Below are 15,902 nucleotides of genomic sequence, written 5' to 3' on the forward strand. Positions count from 1 at the left end.
TTTATCTGGCCGTTGTTACGCCGTGGTGCAGGCGCGCCGCTGTCAAAGTATTTTGAAGCAACATGGAAATCGTCATGGGGCCGACACCGCCCGGCACCGGCGTAATATAAGAAGCAATCGGTTCCACGGCGTCATAATCCACATCGCCGCAAAGCTTTCCGTTTTCGTCCCGGTCCATGCCCACGTCAATGACTACGGCGTCGGGCTTGACCATTTCACGGGTAATGAACTTCGGCTTCCCGACAGCTGCCACCAAAATATCCGCCTGCCGGCAAATGCCCGCAAGATCCCGCGTTTTGCTGTGACATACTGTAACAGTGCCGTTGGCGTGCAGAAGCAGCATGACCATTGGTTTGCCGACAATGTTGCTGCGGCCCACAACCACACAGCGCTTTCCCTGTATGTCTATCTTTTCATGGCGCAGCATCTCCATAATGCCCGCCGGTGTACAGGGCAGGAACGAATAGTCACCTATCATAATGTGGCCGACATTGGAGGGATGAAATGCGTCCACGTCCTTCGTGGGGTCAATGGCATTGATGACCGCATCCTCGTCCAATCCCTTCGGCAGAGGCAGCTGTACCAAAATGCCGTCGATTTCCGGACGGGCATTCAGGCTCTGCACCAGTGCCATCAGCTCCTGCTGCGTTGCCGCAGCAGAAAGCGTGTACACTTCACTGTAAATGCCAGTTTCCACACAAGCTTTCTTTTTATTGCGTACATAAGTATGAGAGGCGGCATCATCGCCGACCAGCACAACTGCCAGGCCGGGCGTAATGCCCGCCGCTTTCATCTGCGTAACCTCTTCTTTCACCCTGGCGCGCACTTCGGCAGAAATTGCTTTTCCGTCTATCCGTTTGCCCATTTGTGGTAGCCTCCCGATTTTTATTGTTTTTGTTCCGGTATATCCGTTTCACTGACCGGTTCGGTCTGCTGTTTAGTGGCAGGCTGTGTGCCGTCTATCAGTTTTTGTACCGTATCATCCGTTACCAAATCCTCCGGAATGCTGTCGTCAATGGCGTTCAGCGCTACGACACGTGGGCTGCCGGCACCGGTCAAAACAGTACGGCGCCGGAAAATGACCAGCAAGGCTATGCTGAAGATGACCAAAGTGCCCGCCAGCACCTGTGACACACGCAGCAACGTTCCCGGCAGCAGCAGGCTATCTGTACGCAGGCCTTCTACAAAGAAGCGCTCTATGCCGTACCACAATAGGTACAACAGGAAGACCTGTCCGTCGTAACGGCGCAGCTTGCGGCTGAAAAAGTGCAACAGAATGAAACCCAGCAGGCACCACATGGATTCATAGAGAAAGCATGGATGTACTGTAACAAAGCTAGTGTTCTCGCTCGCCATACCCCACGGCAAGTCCGTCTGTACACCAAACGCTTCCTGATTGATAAAGTTTCCCCAGCGGCCAATACTCTGGCCAATAAGGAACCCGAGCGACGCAATGTCCAGCAGGGACGTGATTTTCTGCCTGCAGATTTTTGCTGTGATGCAGCCGCCCAGCAGGCCCCCGATAATACCGCCGTAAATGGCCAGTCCGCCGTCGTGAATATTCCATATCTCAGAGGGATTGCGCAGGTACATATCGCCTGGGTAAAAGAGAACAAAATAAAGGCGTGCACCGACAATTCCACACAGAATGCCTACCAGAATGCAGTTCATCAACTTGTCGGGGTCCAGCCCAAACTTGCGGGCGCTTTTCATGGCGTAAAAAACTGCCAGCAGGAACCCGGCAGCAATCAGAATCCCGTACCAGTAAATATGAAATGAACCAATACTGAATGCGGCACGCTGTATCGTCAGGTAAATCCCCAGTCCAGGGAACTGAACGTGATACATCATTTATCCTCTCTCCTCCCGCAGTGCCAGTGCCGAAAATGCATCGGCAGGCAGGGCTTTTCTCATAGTTTACGGCTCCACAATGGACAGAACCGCATTCTGCGGCAGCAGCTGTGTCTGCAGCCGCTTTTCCGCCGCCGCTTTGGTCACAGCAGCCGCTGCGTTTACATCTGCTACCAAACTGCGGCCCGCAAAACAGTCGGCTATCATGCCATTTGCAAGGCTTTCCACACTGTTGAACCCGGAAATAATGCGGCCATAAACGGACCGCTTGGCGTTCTCAAACAGCTCTGGGTCCAACCCGTCCTGACGGACACGTTCCAGCTCCTGCAGAATCTGCGCAGCAACTGCGTCCGCGTCTTTGGATTCGCCGCTGAACAAGACGCTGGCATAGCCCGGGCCTTCAAAGTATTCACTGTCAAAGCTCGCCTCGTTAATAAGGCCAGCGTCCAGCAAACGGCGAAATAGCGGAGAGCAGTCGCCGCTGACTGTCTGCAGCAAGATCTCGGTTTCAGCCATCTGCTGTACCGTTGGCCGGTGAGCGGCGTCCTCCTTAAAGCCAAAGTAGAACATCGGGTTGGCAACGCTGCCCTTCACACACACCCGCGGTTTTAGGACGGACGGAGGCTCCGGCTCAAAATAGCGCTGCACCTGCATATCTTGGCTTGGTTTCAGCAACTTGTCACATAAAGCCAGCACTTTATCCGGCTCCACATTGCCGACCACACACAGGGCCATATTATTGAGATTATAAAATGTATGGTAACATTCATACAGCAGCTCCGGTGTGATTTTCGCAATGCTTTCCACACTGCCGGCAATGTCCAGCTTGACCGGGTGCGTGTGGTACATGGCGCCCAGCATATTGAACAGGACCTGCCAGCCGGGATCATCGTCATACATCTGAATTTCCTGGCCAATAATCCCCTGCTCTTTCTGCACTGTCTGGGCCGTAAAATACGGTTTCTGCACAAAGTCCAGTAAAATCTCCAATGACTCATATACATGGTCACTGCAGGAGAACAGGTAACAGGTTTTATCAAAACTGGTGTAGGCGTTGGCATTGGCACCGGTTTGTGCATAGCGGGCAAATGTATCCACGCCGTCCTCATTTTCAAACATCTTGTGTTCCAGAAAGTGGGCAATGCCGTTTGGCACACGGGTAACCTCTGTTTCGCCCGAACGGCGGAACGCGTTGTCAATGGAACCGTAGTTGGTGCCGAAAATGGCATAGGTCGAGTGGCTCTGCGACTTTGGATAAACAAATATCTGCAAACCGGACGCATGACGTACCTCATAGTAAGACTCGCCTACCCGGTCAATCTTTCTTTCCTGCATTGTGCTCAATGGTTTTCCCCCTCCTGCCCCTTCAGGCAATACACCGTATCCGGGCGAACGCCCTTGGCTGCCTGTATGATTTGTTCACGGCTGACAGCACCCACCAGTGCCGCATATTCTTCCGGTGTATATACCTTTTTCATAAAGGACTGTGAAAGGTACCAACTGTCCAATGCACCAAGAGAATCTTCCGCTGTGCAGTAACCGTTTTCCAGCGCCAGCTTGGCCGCTGCGATGTCCGCGTCAGTAAAGCTGCCGTCCTGCACTGCCTTCAGCTGTTCCAGGATTGCCTGCTCCGCTTTCTTCATATTGCCAAACTCTACGCCGCTTTGAACAAAAAGAAGTCCGGCCGTGGAATTGTACCCGGCACCGCAGTAATAGCACAGGCTCATCTTCTCGCGGACGATGAGGAACAGGCGGCTGTTGGGGGTGCCGCCGTAAAGAGCGCTCATCAAACGTGCAGCCGGCACCAGTTCCGGCTGTGTCAGCTGAGAAACCTCTACCCGCATGCCGAGGACCATTTTGCCCTGTGCAACGTTCTGGTGGTCGATAACATAGGAAATTTCCGTGTTATGAGAAATCGGCTTTGACAATGTCAGTGGTTTGTACTGCCGCTGTACACAGCCAAATGCCTGTGAAAAGATTTTGGCAACTGGTTCCGGGTCGATATCGCCCAATACCAGAATTTCCACCCGTGCGGTACGCAGCATATCTTTCCATGCCTGTGTCACACGCTCGCCGGTCAGTGCCTGCACCTGCTCCCGTGTACCAAAGCGGCTGATGCCATATGGCTCCCCGGCACACATGGACTCCGCGCAGCGATTGAGTGCAAAAATGCGCTTATCACTGTATTCGGAAGCAATCTGCTCCAGTGTCTGGCGCTGTTCCTGCCGGAAATCTTCTTCCCGGAAGAGGCCGTCCTGCAGAGCTGGATGAAACAGTGCGCCGCACAGCACACGCGTCAGTTCGGCGGTTACGCTTTCCCCATGCAGGGCATAGCGGTCAGCAATACCGCCTGCAGAAACGGTCAGCATCTGCATATTGCCAAGCTTTCCTACATCCGCGCCCAGAGTGGCACCGTACAGAGAAGCCATCTTCCGGCTCATCAGGGTATAATCCGGATACTCCTCCGAACAGCGGCTAAGCAGGAACGGCAGCAGTGCGTTGGGTGCCGCCGTGTCCTTTTGCAGCGGAAGCAGAAAATTCACCGATATGCGGAAAGTCTTAAACTTCGTATTACAGACGCTTCTGAAATGGACGCCCTCGTGCAGCATAGACTGCTCGATTTTGTTCATAAAGCGGGTCATCTCCTATTTAAAAATATAATCCGTTTAATCCGTTTCAATCTTTTGCAAACTTCTTTATTATATCACACAAGGTCAGGTGTGAAAAGGAAGGAAGCTTTGAATATTCTGTGAATTTGCATATTCTTGCATTTGTACAAAAAAGCTTTCTCCGGTATTGCGGGCGGCAGTCAGGCTGTGCTATACTGAAAACGACTTCATTTTCAGCCACTTTTGGGGCTGTTCTGCGGAAATTTGAGGTATTTCAGTATGCATGTTTTAAGAGGGGGAAAAATCTTGAAAGAAAAACGGCGCATCCGTCTGAGTGAACTGGGGCTGGTGTTGGCGGCCATCCTATGGGGTACGGCATTCGCGGTGGTAAAAGATACCAATCATCTGATGCCGCCTTCCTGGCAGATAGGCATCCGGTTCACCTTTGCGGCGGCATTGATGCTGCTGCTGTTTCATAAGCGACTGAAAAGCATGAACCGGAAGGCACTGTTGCTGAGTATCCTCATGGGTACCATTTTGTTTATCGCCTATTTGGTACAGACCATCGGGGTAAAATACACCACAGCCGGAAGGAATGCATTTTTGACTGCTATTTATGTGGTTATTGTTCCATTTTTGTCGTGGGGTCTGCACCGTGCACACCCCGGTGCAGTCAATTTGTTTGCCGCTGTGCTGTGTCTGACCGGTATCGGAATGCTGTCCCTGGCCGGAGGACACTTCGGACTGGGTCTGGGTGAGGGGCTGTCCATTGTCAGCGGCATTCTGTATGCGGTACATATTATGATTACCTCATCTGCCATTACGTCCGGCGACCCTATGGCTGTCAATACCGTTCAGTTCGCAGTCTGCGGCGTGCTGGCACTGCTGTGTGGCGCGTTCACCGAGCCGCCGCCAACGCTGAACCAACAGGCGGTCCTTTCGCTGGGATACCTTTCCATCTTCAGTTCGGCCATCGGCATGGGCCTGCAGAGTGTCTGCCAGCGGTATGTGGAAACCAGCAAGGCTTCCCTTTTGATGTCGCTGGAAAGTGTCTTCGGCTGCCTTTCCGGCATTCTGCTGCTGGGAGAAACGCTGACCATACAGACAGTCATTGGATTTGTGCTGATTTTCGCCGCCATTGTACTGACGGAAATGCCGGCCGAAAAGCACAGCCGCCTGCCCGTCCCTGCCAGTTCCGCTGCAGGTCAATCTTAACTGCTACCACATAATAAATATATGAAAAAGCTGCCGGGCCAGCGTTTTACGCATATCCGGCAGCTTTTTTGTTTATCATTTTTGCATATTTGTATTTAAAAAGGCATGCGGAAACAGTTCCTTCAGCATATACTTTCGTGCGCCTCCCTGCCCGTCCGCCAAATAAACAGGGAATTCCGGCCCGCAGAACTCAGACATAAACTGCAGACAAATGCCGCAGGGCGGACAGGGAGCAGCTGCTTCTTTTCCACCCGGTGCGCCGGCTACGGCGATGGCCTCAAAACTGCGTGCGCCGCTGCTGACAGCGGAAACCAGTGCGGAACGTTCTGCACAGATAGTGGCCCCCAGCGAGCTGTTCTCCACATTGGCACCAAGAAAGACACGGCCGTCTTTGGTCAGCAGCGCTGCACCTACGCGGAAATTGGAATACGGTGTGTAGGCATTTTTGCGTGCCCGCTGCGCAGCCTGCAGCAGTTCCAGTGGCTTCATTTCTACAAGACCTCCTTTTTAGGGTACAAATGTACCCGGGCAGGAACCCAAGTTCCTGCCCATTCGTATGTTTTTACTGTAGACTATTATAATCCACCCATGGCGGAAGGGCAAGCCTCTTTGTCTAGCATTTGCTTTCTATGAGTGCTAGAGTTTTTATTTTGTCCATATGTCCCAGTATGATGAATCTTGTCAAGCGAGAAACCACAGCGAGCCGGATGGCACCACAAGAAATCATAATTTTGCAACTAAGTTTTCCCTGTTTTCTGTGCGGTCAAGGCTGGACCGCTTTGGCCGCACTGCATAATTCTTTATAGAAAAGCAAAGCCGATACAGGCCTCTACAGGTCTGTACCGGCTTCGTTTTTGTTAGATTGGATTATCCAAAATAATTGGTTGCCGTTTTCGTTTGATCATCGTCCGGCAGCATCCGCGCTCGCAGGGCCTTAATCGGCACACCCTTTTCGGTAAACATCTTTTCATGTTCGGTCATGACATCAATGGGGCTTTGCGGGTGCGGGAATTGATGCAGGTCTTGTGTCTGTTCCAGCACCTCAAAGTGAGACTCCTGCAGGTAACACAGTGTCGCCCGAAAAAGCGGCTCATCATCTGTTTTAAGCCACAGCTCCGCATCTGGTTCCAAAAGCGGCCGATACAGGGCCAGCTGACGCGGGTGTGTCAGGCGGCGCTTATAGTGACGTGGTCGCGGCCATGGGTTGCAGAAGTTGATATACAGCCGCGAAATGCGGTCCTGTGGGCCCATAATGTTCGGCAGACGGGAAATATCATAAGCGGTAAGCACCAGATTATCAATTGGCTTTTCGTCGTAAGCCTCTTCAATCAGCCTCTTGCCCGGGGCAAGGACCGCATCCTTCATATCGATACCGAGGTAGTTGATTTCTGGGTGCAGCGGCGCAAGTCCGGCCAAAAACCAGCCTTTGCCGCAGCCAAGCTCCACATGCAGCGGCTGCTGGCGCGGGAACCACTGCAGCCATTGATTTTTCATTCTCTGTGGGTTACGCAGAAAAAACGGGCAGGCGTCCAGTTCCGGACCGGCCCACGGTTTTGCACGCATTCTCATTGGACTGTCCCCTCTTTCCGCGGTGTCATTGGTTTACAGACGTCCACCCAGCCGGTGCTGTGGCCGGCACGCTCCAGTTCCGCACAAGTAAGCGCTGCAACAGAGTTGGAGGTTCCTGCCGCCGGATAAACACGGCTGAACCGCCGCAGGGAAACATCCAGCCAAACTTGTGCCGTATCCGCGCAGCAGAACGGGCACACGCTTCCAATTGGATACCCCGTAAGCGGCAGCACCTCATTGGTGGAAAGCAGCTTTGCCCGCAGGCCAAACGTGTGCTTAAATTTGGCATTGTCTATTTTGCGGTCCCCGCTGGTGACAATCAGGACACAGCCGTCCCCTTTTTTCAGCGAGATTGTCTTTGCAATACAGCCAGGTCCCACTTGCAGTGCCTGCGCGGCCTGCTGTGCCGTGGCACTGGTCTGGTCAAGTTCTTTTACACGGTCGGCCAAGCCAAAGCCGGCAAGGTATTTCTGTACTTTCTGAAGTTCCGGCGCCAATTTTTTCTCTCCTTTCAGACTGCCGTACAGGCAGCCCTGCATAAAAAATAGTATAGCACAGTTTGACGAAAAAAGGAATGTGAGAGCAAAAAGTCAGCTGACCGGAGCATCCCGTACTTATATATGGATTCCATAAGTATTATTTTCGGCCTCTGGACAATTTTTTTAGTTGTGCTATAATGTGGATGTTCATTTTTGGCTCGCTTTTTTGCCGCACTCTGCGGCAAACCGGAATGAGAAAATTCCTTTCTAATATAAATAACTGAGGTAACGAGAATATGTCCAAGCAAAAAAAAATCGTCGTCACACTAAGCTGTATTCTGGCCGGTGTTGTCGTTGTGCTGGCTGTACTATGGGCACGTTACGGATACCGTGCACAGAGCTACAGCAACACTTCTTACGCAATGGGCACCTATATCCAGCAAACAACCTATGGCAAAGAAGCACAGGCCGCTGCAACAGCAGGCGCACAGGCTGTGACCGATTTGGAGGACAAAATCTCCTGGCGGGTAGACAACAGCGATATCGCCAACCTCAACAATGCTGCCGGAACGGTATGGAAAACACAGGACAGCTACACCATATCGCTGCTGCAGATGTCCCTAAAGCTGGCACAGCAAACCGACGGTGCTTTTGACCCAACAGTTCTTCCACTGACAGCCCTGTGGGATTTTGACGGCAAGAAGCACGTTCCCACGGCCGCTGAACTGAAATCCATTCTGCCGCGTATCAACTATAAGGACCTGCGTATTAACACCAAGGACAACACAGCTTCCCTAAAGATGCACTATGAAGGAGTGGATCTCGGCTCGATTGGAAAGGGCGCTGCCTGTGACAAGGTTGTGGAAGCCTACTCCAAAAAGAAAATTCAAGCGGCTGTGGTAGCGGCTGGCGGCAGTATTGGCCTGTATGGCAACAAGCCGGACGGCTCCGGCTGGAGTGTCGCCGTGCGGGACCCCAAAACCAATGACAGCAATGCCGGCAGTGTTGGCCTGCTTTCGCTGGAGGGCGGACAATATGTGTCCACTTCCGGTACCTATGAAAAAGCATTTACTCAAAATGGAAAGACCTATCATCACCTGCTGAACCCAAAAACCGGAATACCGGAAAGCAATGGGCTGGTTTCTGTAACCATTGTCTGTAAAAACGGTGCTTTGAGTGATGGACTTTCCACTGCCTGCTTTGTCCTCGGCAAAGAGAAAGGTTCCGCACTGGCAAAGAGCTACGGTGCTGAAACCATTTATATTGATACGGCCGGAAATGTAACGGTTTCCCCCGGGCTGAAAAACCGCTTTCAGCTGACCAACACCACTTCTTATCGGCTGATGAAATAATTATGAAAAAGAAACTGTTTCAAAAGAAAGACCTGCTGCTGATTCTGCCTATATTGGCAGTGGCAGTGGGTCTGCTTCTCTGGAATACCTTTCGCTCCTCCGGTCAGGAACTGACAGCAGTGGTGGAGGAAAACGGCCGTGTAACACATACCTATGACCTTTCCTGTCAGCAGACGGCACAGGTGGTTGATATCGGCGGCAGCTACCATGTAAAGCTGCTGGTGGAACCGGGAAAAATTTCTTTTTCCCATTCGGATTGTCCGGACCAAATTTGTGTGCGCACCGGTAAGCTGGCAAAAGCGGGACAGACCGCTGTATGTCTGCCCGCAAGGGTAAGTGTGCACATTCGGAGCAGCGGAAATGAGGTGGACGGCACCACAGGCTAAACGTTATGAAAGATAAACTGCGTATTTCCCGGACAACTCGGCGCGTTGCCTTTATCGGGATGCTTGCCGCACTGGCGCTGGTTCTTTCCGCGCTGGAGGCGATGATTCCGCCGCTGCCCATGCTGCCCCCCGGGGCCAAGCTGGGCCTTTCCAATATTGTAACGATGTACGCCGCCGGTACAGTTGGTCTGGTACCGGCGCTATGTATTGCCCTTTTAAAAGGTCTGTTTACCGGCAGCATACAGGGGGCCATTGCCTTCTTTATGAGCACCGCTGGCGGTTTGGCCAGCACATTGGTTATGTGGCTGCTGCTGCAGCCGAAAAAAAAGCCTTTCGGTCTATTGGGGCTGGGTGTTGCCGGCGCACTGACGCACAATATGGCCCAGCTAGGCGTAGCGGCCCTGCTGACTACACCAGCCATCGGTTACTATGCACCGTGGCTTTTGCTGTTTGGTATAGGTGCCGGTATTGTGACCGGCTTGGTACTGCGTACGGTTGCCCCGCTGCTGGAACGTTTTCATCCCTGACGGAATCGGCTGCAACCGCTTTATTTTCTTTATTAATTTTTATTAAAAGGCATTTACAAGTCATCTCTTTTGTGCGATATTATATCAGGCTGTTCATCATTTATTCAATCTTTAACAACATCTTTTTCATTTTGTATGTTCCTGCCCCACAAAAAGAGCAGTGGATATAGACTCAAGTGATGTAGTATTGGAGGGAAAATTATGGAATTGAGCTTTCCAACAAAGCCGTTCCGAACGCACGGCGGCGCTGCGGTTCCTCACCGGAAGAACACCGCCCAGGTGCAGTCCGTGGTTATGCCGGCTCCAAAGGAAGTAGCCATCCCCATGCAAATGCACGTGGGTGCCCCCTGCTCCCCGCTGGTAAAACCCGGTGACCTGGTAACGGTAGGTCAGAAAATCGGTGATAGCAAGGCCTTTGTCAGTGCGCCGATTCACGCAAGTGTTTCCGGCAAGGTAAAGGCAATCCAGAAGATTCAGCTGTCCAACGGCGGCTATGGTGATGCAGTCATCATTGAATCCGATGGAAAAATGGAGCCTTGTCCTGACCTGAAGGCCCCTGAAGTCACTGACCTAAAGAGTTTTCTGCAGGCCGTACGTGATTCTGGTTTGGTCGGCCTTGGCGGCGCTGGTTTTCCAACGCACGTCAAGCTGAACGTTCCAGAAGGAAAAAAGGTAGATACCCTGATTGTCAACATTGCAGAGTGTGAACCCTACCTGACCGCGGACAACCGCGAAGCACTGGAAGACACAGCAAATGTTCTGGACGGTGTTTTCACCGTAAAGAAAATGCTGGGCCTCTCTCGTGCAATGATTGCCGTGGAAAAGAACAAGCCGGAGGTTATCAGCCAGCTGAACACCCTGCTGACAACTGACAGCCGCAACGACGGCCAGACTGTCCATGTAATGCCCCTGAAGGCCACTTACCCACAGGGCGCTGAAAAAGTGCTGATTAAAGCCTGCACGGACCGTGTCGTTCCCATGGGCAAGCTGCCGGCAGATGTCGGCTGTATTGTCATGAACGTCACCAGTATTGCTACGCTGGCCAATTACCTGAAGACCGGCATGCCGCTGGTGAAAAAGCGTCTGACCATTGACGGCGGCGCAGTAAAGGACCCCAAGAATGCCATTGTTCCAATCGGCACAAGCATTCACGACATTATGGATTTTGTCGGTACCAAGAAAGCACCGGCAAAGGTCCTTATCGGCGGTCCAATGATGGGTATGGCTGCGGCTACTATAGACGCACCCGTACAAAAGCAGAACAATGGTCTGCTTTTCCTTTCGGAAGAGGAAGCTCATCTGCCGCAGCCAACCGCCTGCATCCGCTGCGGGCGCTGCGTACAGGGCTGTCCCATGCACTTAATACCCACGAAACTGGAAGAGTATGTGAAAGTCCAGGATGTGGGGGCGCTGCAGAAATTTGACGTAATGGACTGCATGGAATGCGGCACCTGCGCCTACAACTGCCCCGCTCACCGGCCGCTGGTACAGGCGATTCGGCTGGGCAAATCGCTCGTCAAAGCAGGAGGTGCTAAAAAATAATGGAGAAACTGATTGTATCCTCTTCCCCGCACCTGCACACAGCGACGAACACACGGCGCATTATGGCGGATGTTATCATTGCACTGATTCCAGCCATGATTGCTTCAGTCATTCTGTTTGGCTGGCGTGCCCTGTGCCTCCTTGTCATTTCCGTACTGACCTGTGTGCTGTGCGAATACATCTGCCGGAAGGTTATGAAGCGGGACAACACGGTTGGTGACCTTTCCGCCGTGGTCACCGGCGTTCTGCTGGCAATGAATGTTCCGTCTTCACTCAACCCGCTGATGCTGATGTTCGGCGACATTGTTGCCATTGTCGTTGTCAAGCAGATGTTCGGCGGCATTGGTCAAAACTTTGTGAACCCGGCCCTGATGGCCCGTATCATTCTGATGAACTCTTTCCCTGGCCCGATGGCCAGTTGGCCAAAGCCGATGGCGGCAGATGCGGCAACTTCCGCTACTCCGCTGGGTTTGCTGAAAGAGGGCGGCCACTATAACTCGAACTACCTGCAGCTGTTCCTTGGCTACCGCGGCGGCTGCCTGGGTGAAACCTGTGCACTGGCTTTGCTGATTGGCTTTGCCTATCTGCTAATTCGCCGGGTAATCACCCCAACCATTCCGCTGTGCTACATAGGCACCGCCATGCTGCTGTCCCTCCTGATGGGCCGCGACCCGCTGATGGACCTGCTGTGCGGCGGCCTGCTGCTGGGCGCTATCTTCATGGCAACTGATTACACCACCAGCCCCATTACCTTTAAAGGTCAGATTATCTATGCGGTTGGGTGCGGCTGCCTGACGATGATTATCCGTCGTTTTGGCTCCCTGCCGGAAGGTGTTTCCTTCTCAATTATCATTATGAATATTCTTACCCCGCTGATTGAACGCGGCACGCATCCCCGTGCTTTCGGCAAATCGAAAGAAACTAAGAAGGAGGCGGCACGGCAATGAAAGAAAAGATTGATACTAAAAAAGAAATTGTAAAACCCATCGTCGTGCTATTTCTTATTTGCCTGATTGTTACATTGGCCTTGGCTGTTACAAACCAGGTAACCAAAAACAAAATTTTGCAGATGAACCAGCAAACCGAAAATGCCAGCCAACAGCAGGTGCTGCCCACAGCAAATTCTTTTACAAAAAAGACTAGTGGTGACAAGACCTATGCGATAGGCAGCAAAGACGGCAAAGTTACCGGCTATGTCTTTACGACCACCAGCACCAGCTACGGCGGCGACGTAAAAGTGATGACCGGCATCAGCGCAGACGGCAAAGTGACCGGTGTCAATCTGCTGAAAACCAGCGATACCCCCGGCTTGGGCCTGAACGCAAAGAAAGAATCCTTCCGTGACCAGTACAAACAGGCGGTTCCCGCCAGCGGCTCTTTCACCGTTATTAAGAACGGCAAGGCCGGTCAGGGAGAAATCAGCGCGCTGACTGGTGCGACCATTTCCAGCAAAGCGGTCACAACCGCAGTAAATGAGGCTGTTTCCACCTATTATAAAACTGTGAAAGGAGGCGCCTGAGGATGGCAGAAGGGAAAGAAAAGACAAGTCTTTGGCATGAATTTACAAAAGGACTGATTAAAGAGAACCCGGTCCTGCGTCTGGTCCTCGGCTGCTGCTCTACGCTGGCGCTCTCTACCGCTGCCAGCAACTCCATTGGCATGGGCATTGCTACCACGTTTGTTTTGGTTTGCTCCAACGCCGTTATTTCCGCCCTGCGCCACGTCATTCCCGACAAGGTTCGTATTCCCTGCTACATTGTAGTTATTGCCGGCTTTGTGTCGGTTGTGCAGATGCTGATTGAAGCATTCTCCCCCGCACTAAAAGACGCCCTGGGTATTTACCTGCCCCTGATTGTTGTTAACTGCATCATTCTGGGCCGTGCAGAAGGTTTTGCAAACAAGCATAAGGTTCTGCCAAGCATTATGGATGGTTTAGGCATGGGCCTAGGTTTCACATTTACGCTGCTGGTTATGGGCACCATTCGTGAAATCATCGGTTCCGGTACTTTCTTTGGTATGCAGGTTACCCCATCCATGTATCCTGGCATCATCATCTTCCTACTCCCTCCCGGTGGCTTCTTCGTTTTCGGTATGTTGATGGCGGTCGCAAACCGCATCACCGAACATCACGGCGGCAAGCCGGTAGAGGACATCAATTGTGCCTGCTGCCCAATGGCCGTTGCCTGTGGTCATGTTGAGGTCGGTTCTAAGCAGCCCTCCGAAAAATGTGAGCGGAACGGCAGCTCCGCACAGAACAAGTTTCTGAGAGGTTCCGTACCGCCGCTGCAGGACGACACGCAGCCAAAGGATGGTGACACGAAATGAGTGCATACGCAATTCAACTGCTGTCTATTTTCCTCTCTGCTATTTTAACAGAGAACTATATTTTGAACCAGTTCCTCGGCATCTGCCCGTTCCTGGGTGTTTCCAAGAAGCTGAAAACAGCCGTGGGCATGAGCCTTGCCGTTATTGTGGTTATGTTCATTTCAACCGCTGTTACCTATCCTATCTACAGCAAGATTCTGCAGCCACACGACATGGACTATCTGCAGGTCGTTGTGTTCATTCTGGTCATTGCTGCACTGGTACAGCTGATTGAAACAATCCTGAAAAAGTACATTCCGTCCCTGTATAAGGCCCTGGGCATTTATCTGCCGCTGATTACCACCAACTGCGCTGTTTTGGGTATTACACAGCTGGTTATCAGCAAAGGTGAAGATTATACCCAGGCGCTGGTAAACGCCATTGGTTCCGGTGTTGGCTTCCTGGTGGCTATGGTCATCTTCTCCGGTGTGCGTGAGCGCATTGAGAACAATGACTACCCGAAGTTCCTGAAAGGTCTGCCCAGCACCCTGATTGCAGCATCCCTTGTGGCAGCGTCCTTCCTTGGCTTTGCCGGCGTTGTCAAAGGCATGCTGGGTTATTAAGGGGGGCAGAAAAGAATAATGGATACGAATGCGATTTTATTTGCCATCCTCATCGTCTGTATCATCGGCCTTATCTGCGGCGTAATGCTGGCAGTTGCCTCTACCTTTATGGCAGTGCCGAAAGACCAGAAAGAAGAGGATATTCGAGCCCTGCTGCCCGGCGCCAACTGCGGTGCCTGCGGTTTTTCCGGCTGTGACGGCTATGCGGCTGCCATGGCAAAGGGTGAAGCAAAGCCCGGCCTGTGCGCACCCGGCGGTGCTGCTGTTGCAAAAGCAATCAGTGACTATCTGGGTGTTGGCGATGCCGGTATCGAAGAAAAGGTTGCCTGCGTACAGTGCTTTGGCAATGATGACAATACGACCAAAGCAGATACCTATGAGGGCATCGAGCGCTGTGCGGCTGCCAATAACGTAGCCGGCGGCGGAACTTCCTGCCAGTATGGCTGCTTAGGCATCGGCGACTGTGTGCGTGCCTGCAACTATGATGCTATCAAAATTTGCAACGGTGCTGCCTCTGTCGATGTCACTCGCTGCGTCGGCTGCACCATGTGTGCACAAGCCTGCCCGCGCCATCTGATTACTATGGTGCCTAAAAAGCGCCAGGCTGTCAATCACTGCAGCAACTGCGACAAGGGCGCTGCAACCAACAAGGTCTGCAAGGTTGGCTGCATTGGCTGCGGCAAGTGTGTGAAGGTCTGCCCAAAGGGCGCTATCACGATTGAAAACTTCCGTGCGAAGGTTGACCCTGAAAAGTGCGTAGGCTGCGGTCTATGCGCAAAAGAGTGCCCGCGTCACTGCCTGACCGTTATGCTGGTACCGAAGAAAGCAATACCTGCCGCAAAGTCCTAATCTCCGTACTGTGACAGAAATGTGCAAACAAAAGGACCGGAACAGTTCACCAAAATGGCGGCTGTCCGGTCCTTTTACTATGTTCTTTTTACTGTACCAATACCTGCCCACCGGCGGCAGCTGCTACACAAAGCACTACACTGAGTACCATATAGGCTGCCCCCAGCAAACACTTGCCGCTCTGCAGAAGGCCGAGCGCCTCCAGTGAAAAAGTAGAGAACGTTGTAAATCCGCCGCAGATGCCAACCTTTAAGAACAGCACCAAATGCGGATTCAGCGTGCCATACTTCCCCGCCAGCGCAGCAATCAACCCAATGAAGAAAGCACCGATAACGTTAATGAGCATGGTCCCGGCGGGGAAGCCATTCTGCGGTTTCAGCGGTAAAAATCCCATGAGGTAACGCGCCACAGCCCCCAGCATTCCGCCACAACCAACAAACAGACAGTTCAGCAGTACATTCATGATAAGACCCCCTCAATCAAAATTTTGACAGCAAAAGAGCTAATGACTCTGCACAAAACCGCAGAAGTCATCAGCTCTTTTGAAAGCAGTTCCGGTTTTTCACCATGGGAGAACTTCATTCCCATATTCTATT

General features: G+C 52.3%; 18 protein-coding genes and 1 riboswitch. Of the genes, 10 read left to right on the forward strand and 8 right to left on the reverse strand.

Translation table 11 applies throughout. The annotated features are described in order from the left end of the window. Position 1: 1 nt before the first annotated feature. The 4 genes from folD to yfmF all read right to left on the reverse strand — a co-directional run bounded on the left by folD (position 2) and on the right by yfmF (position 4,481). A complete protein-coding gene (gene folD / locus ACIHKT_RS05610) occupies positions 2 to 865 on the reverse strand; it encodes a bifunctional methylenetetrahydrofolate dehydrogenase/methenyltetrahydrofolate cyclohydrolase FolD (protein WP_086035890.1) in 864 nt (287 codons plus the stop codon). A gap of 20 nt (positions 866 to 885) precedes the next feature. Continuing rightward, positions 886 to 1,851, reverse strand: a complete 966-nt coding sequence (lgt, locus tag ACIHKT_RS05615) for a prolipoprotein diacylglyceryl transferase (protein ID WP_236849737.1) — start codon at positions 1,849 to 1,851, stop codon at positions 886 to 888. 66 nt (positions 1,852 to 1,917) lie between these two features. Beyond that, on the reverse strand, positions 1,918 to 3,186 hold the full coding sequence (yfmH, locus tag ACIHKT_RS05620) for an EF-P 5-aminopentanol modification-associated protein YfmH (RefSeq protein ID WP_086036855.1): 1,269 nt from the start codon (positions 3,184 to 3,186) through the stop codon (positions 1,918 to 1,920). Positions 3,187 to 3,191: 5 nt separating this feature from the next. Beyond that, a complete protein-coding gene (gene yfmF / locus ACIHKT_RS05625; RefSeq protein ID WP_157658942.1) occupies positions 3,192 to 4,481 on the reverse strand; it encodes an EF-P 5-aminopentanol modification-associated protein YfmF in 1,290 nt (429 codons plus the stop codon). 285 nt (positions 4,482 to 4,766) lie between these two features. Here yfmF and ACIHKT_RS05630 point away from each other — a divergent pair, with 285 nt between their 5' ends. Continuing rightward, complete coding sequence (locus ACIHKT_RS05630) at positions 4,767 to 5,675, forward strand: DMT family transporter (RefSeq protein WP_174193071.1); 909 nt, start codon at positions 4,767 to 4,769, stop codon at positions 5,673 to 5,675. A 75-nt stretch (positions 5,676 to 5,750) separates the two neighbouring features. On the opposite strand, the gene cdd is transcribed toward ACIHKT_RS05630, so the two are convergent. From cdd to ACIHKT_RS05645, 3 genes are all read right to left on the reverse strand, one after another. Next, positions 5,751 to 6,164: a cytidine deaminase gene (gene cdd / locus ACIHKT_RS05635; RefSeq protein ID WP_086035893.1), complete on the reverse strand. Its 414-nt coding sequence runs from the start codon at positions 6,162 to 6,164 to the stop codon at positions 5,751 to 5,753. A 378-nt stretch (positions 6,165 to 6,542) separates the two neighbouring features. Continuing rightward, positions 6,543 to 7,244, reverse strand: coding sequence for a tRNA (guanosine(46)-N7)-methyltransferase TrmB (trmB, locus tag ACIHKT_RS05640; protein ID WP_086035894.1), 702 nt, complete (start codon positions 7,242 to 7,244; stop codon positions 6,543 to 6,545). Continuing rightward, positions 7,241 to 7,741 carry a YbaK/EbsC family protein gene (locus tag ACIHKT_RS05645; protein WP_236849736.1) on the reverse strand — a complete coding sequence of 167 codons (501 nt, stop codon included), beginning with the start codon at positions 7,739 to 7,741 and terminating at the stop codon, positions 7,241 to 7,243. Before ACIHKT_RS05645 ends, trmB begins: the two co-directional genes overlap by 4 nt. A 278-nt stretch (positions 7,742 to 8,019) precedes the next feature. On the opposite strand from ACIHKT_RS05645, the gene ACIHKT_RS05650 reads away from it, so the two are divergent. From ACIHKT_RS05650 to ACIHKT_RS05690, 9 genes are all read left to right on the forward strand, one after another. Beyond that, the gene (locus tag ACIHKT_RS05650; RefSeq protein WP_086035896.1) at positions 8,020 to 9,075 is read left to right on the forward strand and encodes an FAD:protein FMN transferase; all 1,056 of its coding nucleotides are present in this window, start codon (positions 8,020 to 8,022) and stop codon (positions 9,073 to 9,075) included. A gap of 2 nt (positions 9,076 to 9,077) precedes the next feature. Next, on the forward strand, positions 9,078 to 9,461 hold the full coding sequence (locus tag ACIHKT_RS05655) for a NusG domain II-containing protein (protein WP_086035897.1): 384 nt from the start codon (positions 9,078 to 9,080) through the stop codon (positions 9,459 to 9,461). A gap of 5 nt (positions 9,462 to 9,466) precedes the next feature. After that, positions 9,467 to 9,988 (forward strand): Gx transporter family protein, encoded by a 522-nt coding sequence (locus ACIHKT_RS05660; RefSeq protein ID WP_086035898.1) that lies wholly within the window; start codon positions 9,467 to 9,469, stop codon positions 9,986 to 9,988. 201 nt (positions 9,989 to 10,189) lie between these two features. After that, positions 10,190 to 11,530, forward strand: coding sequence for an electron transport complex subunit RsxC (rsxC, locus tag ACIHKT_RS05665; protein WP_404351997.1), 1,341 nt, complete (start codon positions 10,190 to 10,192; stop codon positions 11,528 to 11,530). Beyond that, complete coding sequence (locus tag ACIHKT_RS05670; protein WP_086035900.1) at positions 11,530 to 12,477, forward strand: RnfABCDGE type electron transport complex subunit D; 948 nt, start codon at positions 11,530 to 11,532, stop codon at positions 12,475 to 12,477. Before rsxC ends, ACIHKT_RS05670 begins: the two co-directional genes overlap by 1 nt. After that, positions 12,474 to 13,049 (forward strand): RnfABCDGE type electron transport complex subunit G, encoded by a 576-nt coding sequence (locus tag ACIHKT_RS05675; RefSeq protein WP_086035901.1) that lies wholly within the window; start codon positions 12,474 to 12,476, stop codon positions 13,047 to 13,049. Before ACIHKT_RS05670 ends, ACIHKT_RS05675 begins: the two co-directional genes overlap by 4 nt. Positions 13,050 to 13,051: 2 nt before the next feature. Next, positions 13,052 to 13,855, forward strand: coding sequence for an electron transport complex subunit RsxE (rsxE, locus tag ACIHKT_RS05680; protein WP_174193067.1), 804 nt, complete (start codon positions 13,052 to 13,054; stop codon positions 13,853 to 13,855). Next, positions 13,852 to 14,457, forward strand: a complete 606-nt coding sequence (locus ACIHKT_RS05685) for an electron transport complex protein RnfA (RefSeq protein WP_174193065.1) — start codon at positions 13,852 to 13,854, stop codon at positions 14,455 to 14,457. Before rsxE ends, ACIHKT_RS05685 begins: the two co-directional genes overlap by 4 nt. A gap of 18 nt (positions 14,458 to 14,475) precedes the next feature. Further along, positions 14,476 to 15,306, forward strand: coding sequence for an RnfABCDGE type electron transport complex subunit B (locus ACIHKT_RS05690; RefSeq protein WP_086035903.1), 831 nt, complete (start codon positions 14,476 to 14,478; stop codon positions 15,304 to 15,306). Between the two features lie 88 nt (positions 15,307 to 15,394). Here ACIHKT_RS05690 and crcB read toward each other — a convergent pair whose 3' ends face one another. Further along, complete coding sequence (crcB, locus tag ACIHKT_RS05695; protein ID WP_338031367.1) at positions 15,395 to 15,769, reverse strand: fluoride efflux transporter CrcB; 375 nt, start codon at positions 15,767 to 15,769, stop codon at positions 15,395 to 15,397. A 54-nt stretch (positions 15,770 to 15,823) separates the two neighbouring features. After that, positions 15,824 to 15,901: riboswitch (Fluoride riboswitch) on the reverse strand. Position 15,902 lies beyond the last annotated feature (1 nt).

The organism is Caproicibacterium sp. XB2, from assembly GCF_044880635.1.
Lineage (GTDB): Bacteria > Bacillota > Clostridia > Oscillospirales > Acutalibacteraceae > Caproicibacterium > Caproicibacterium lactatifermentans.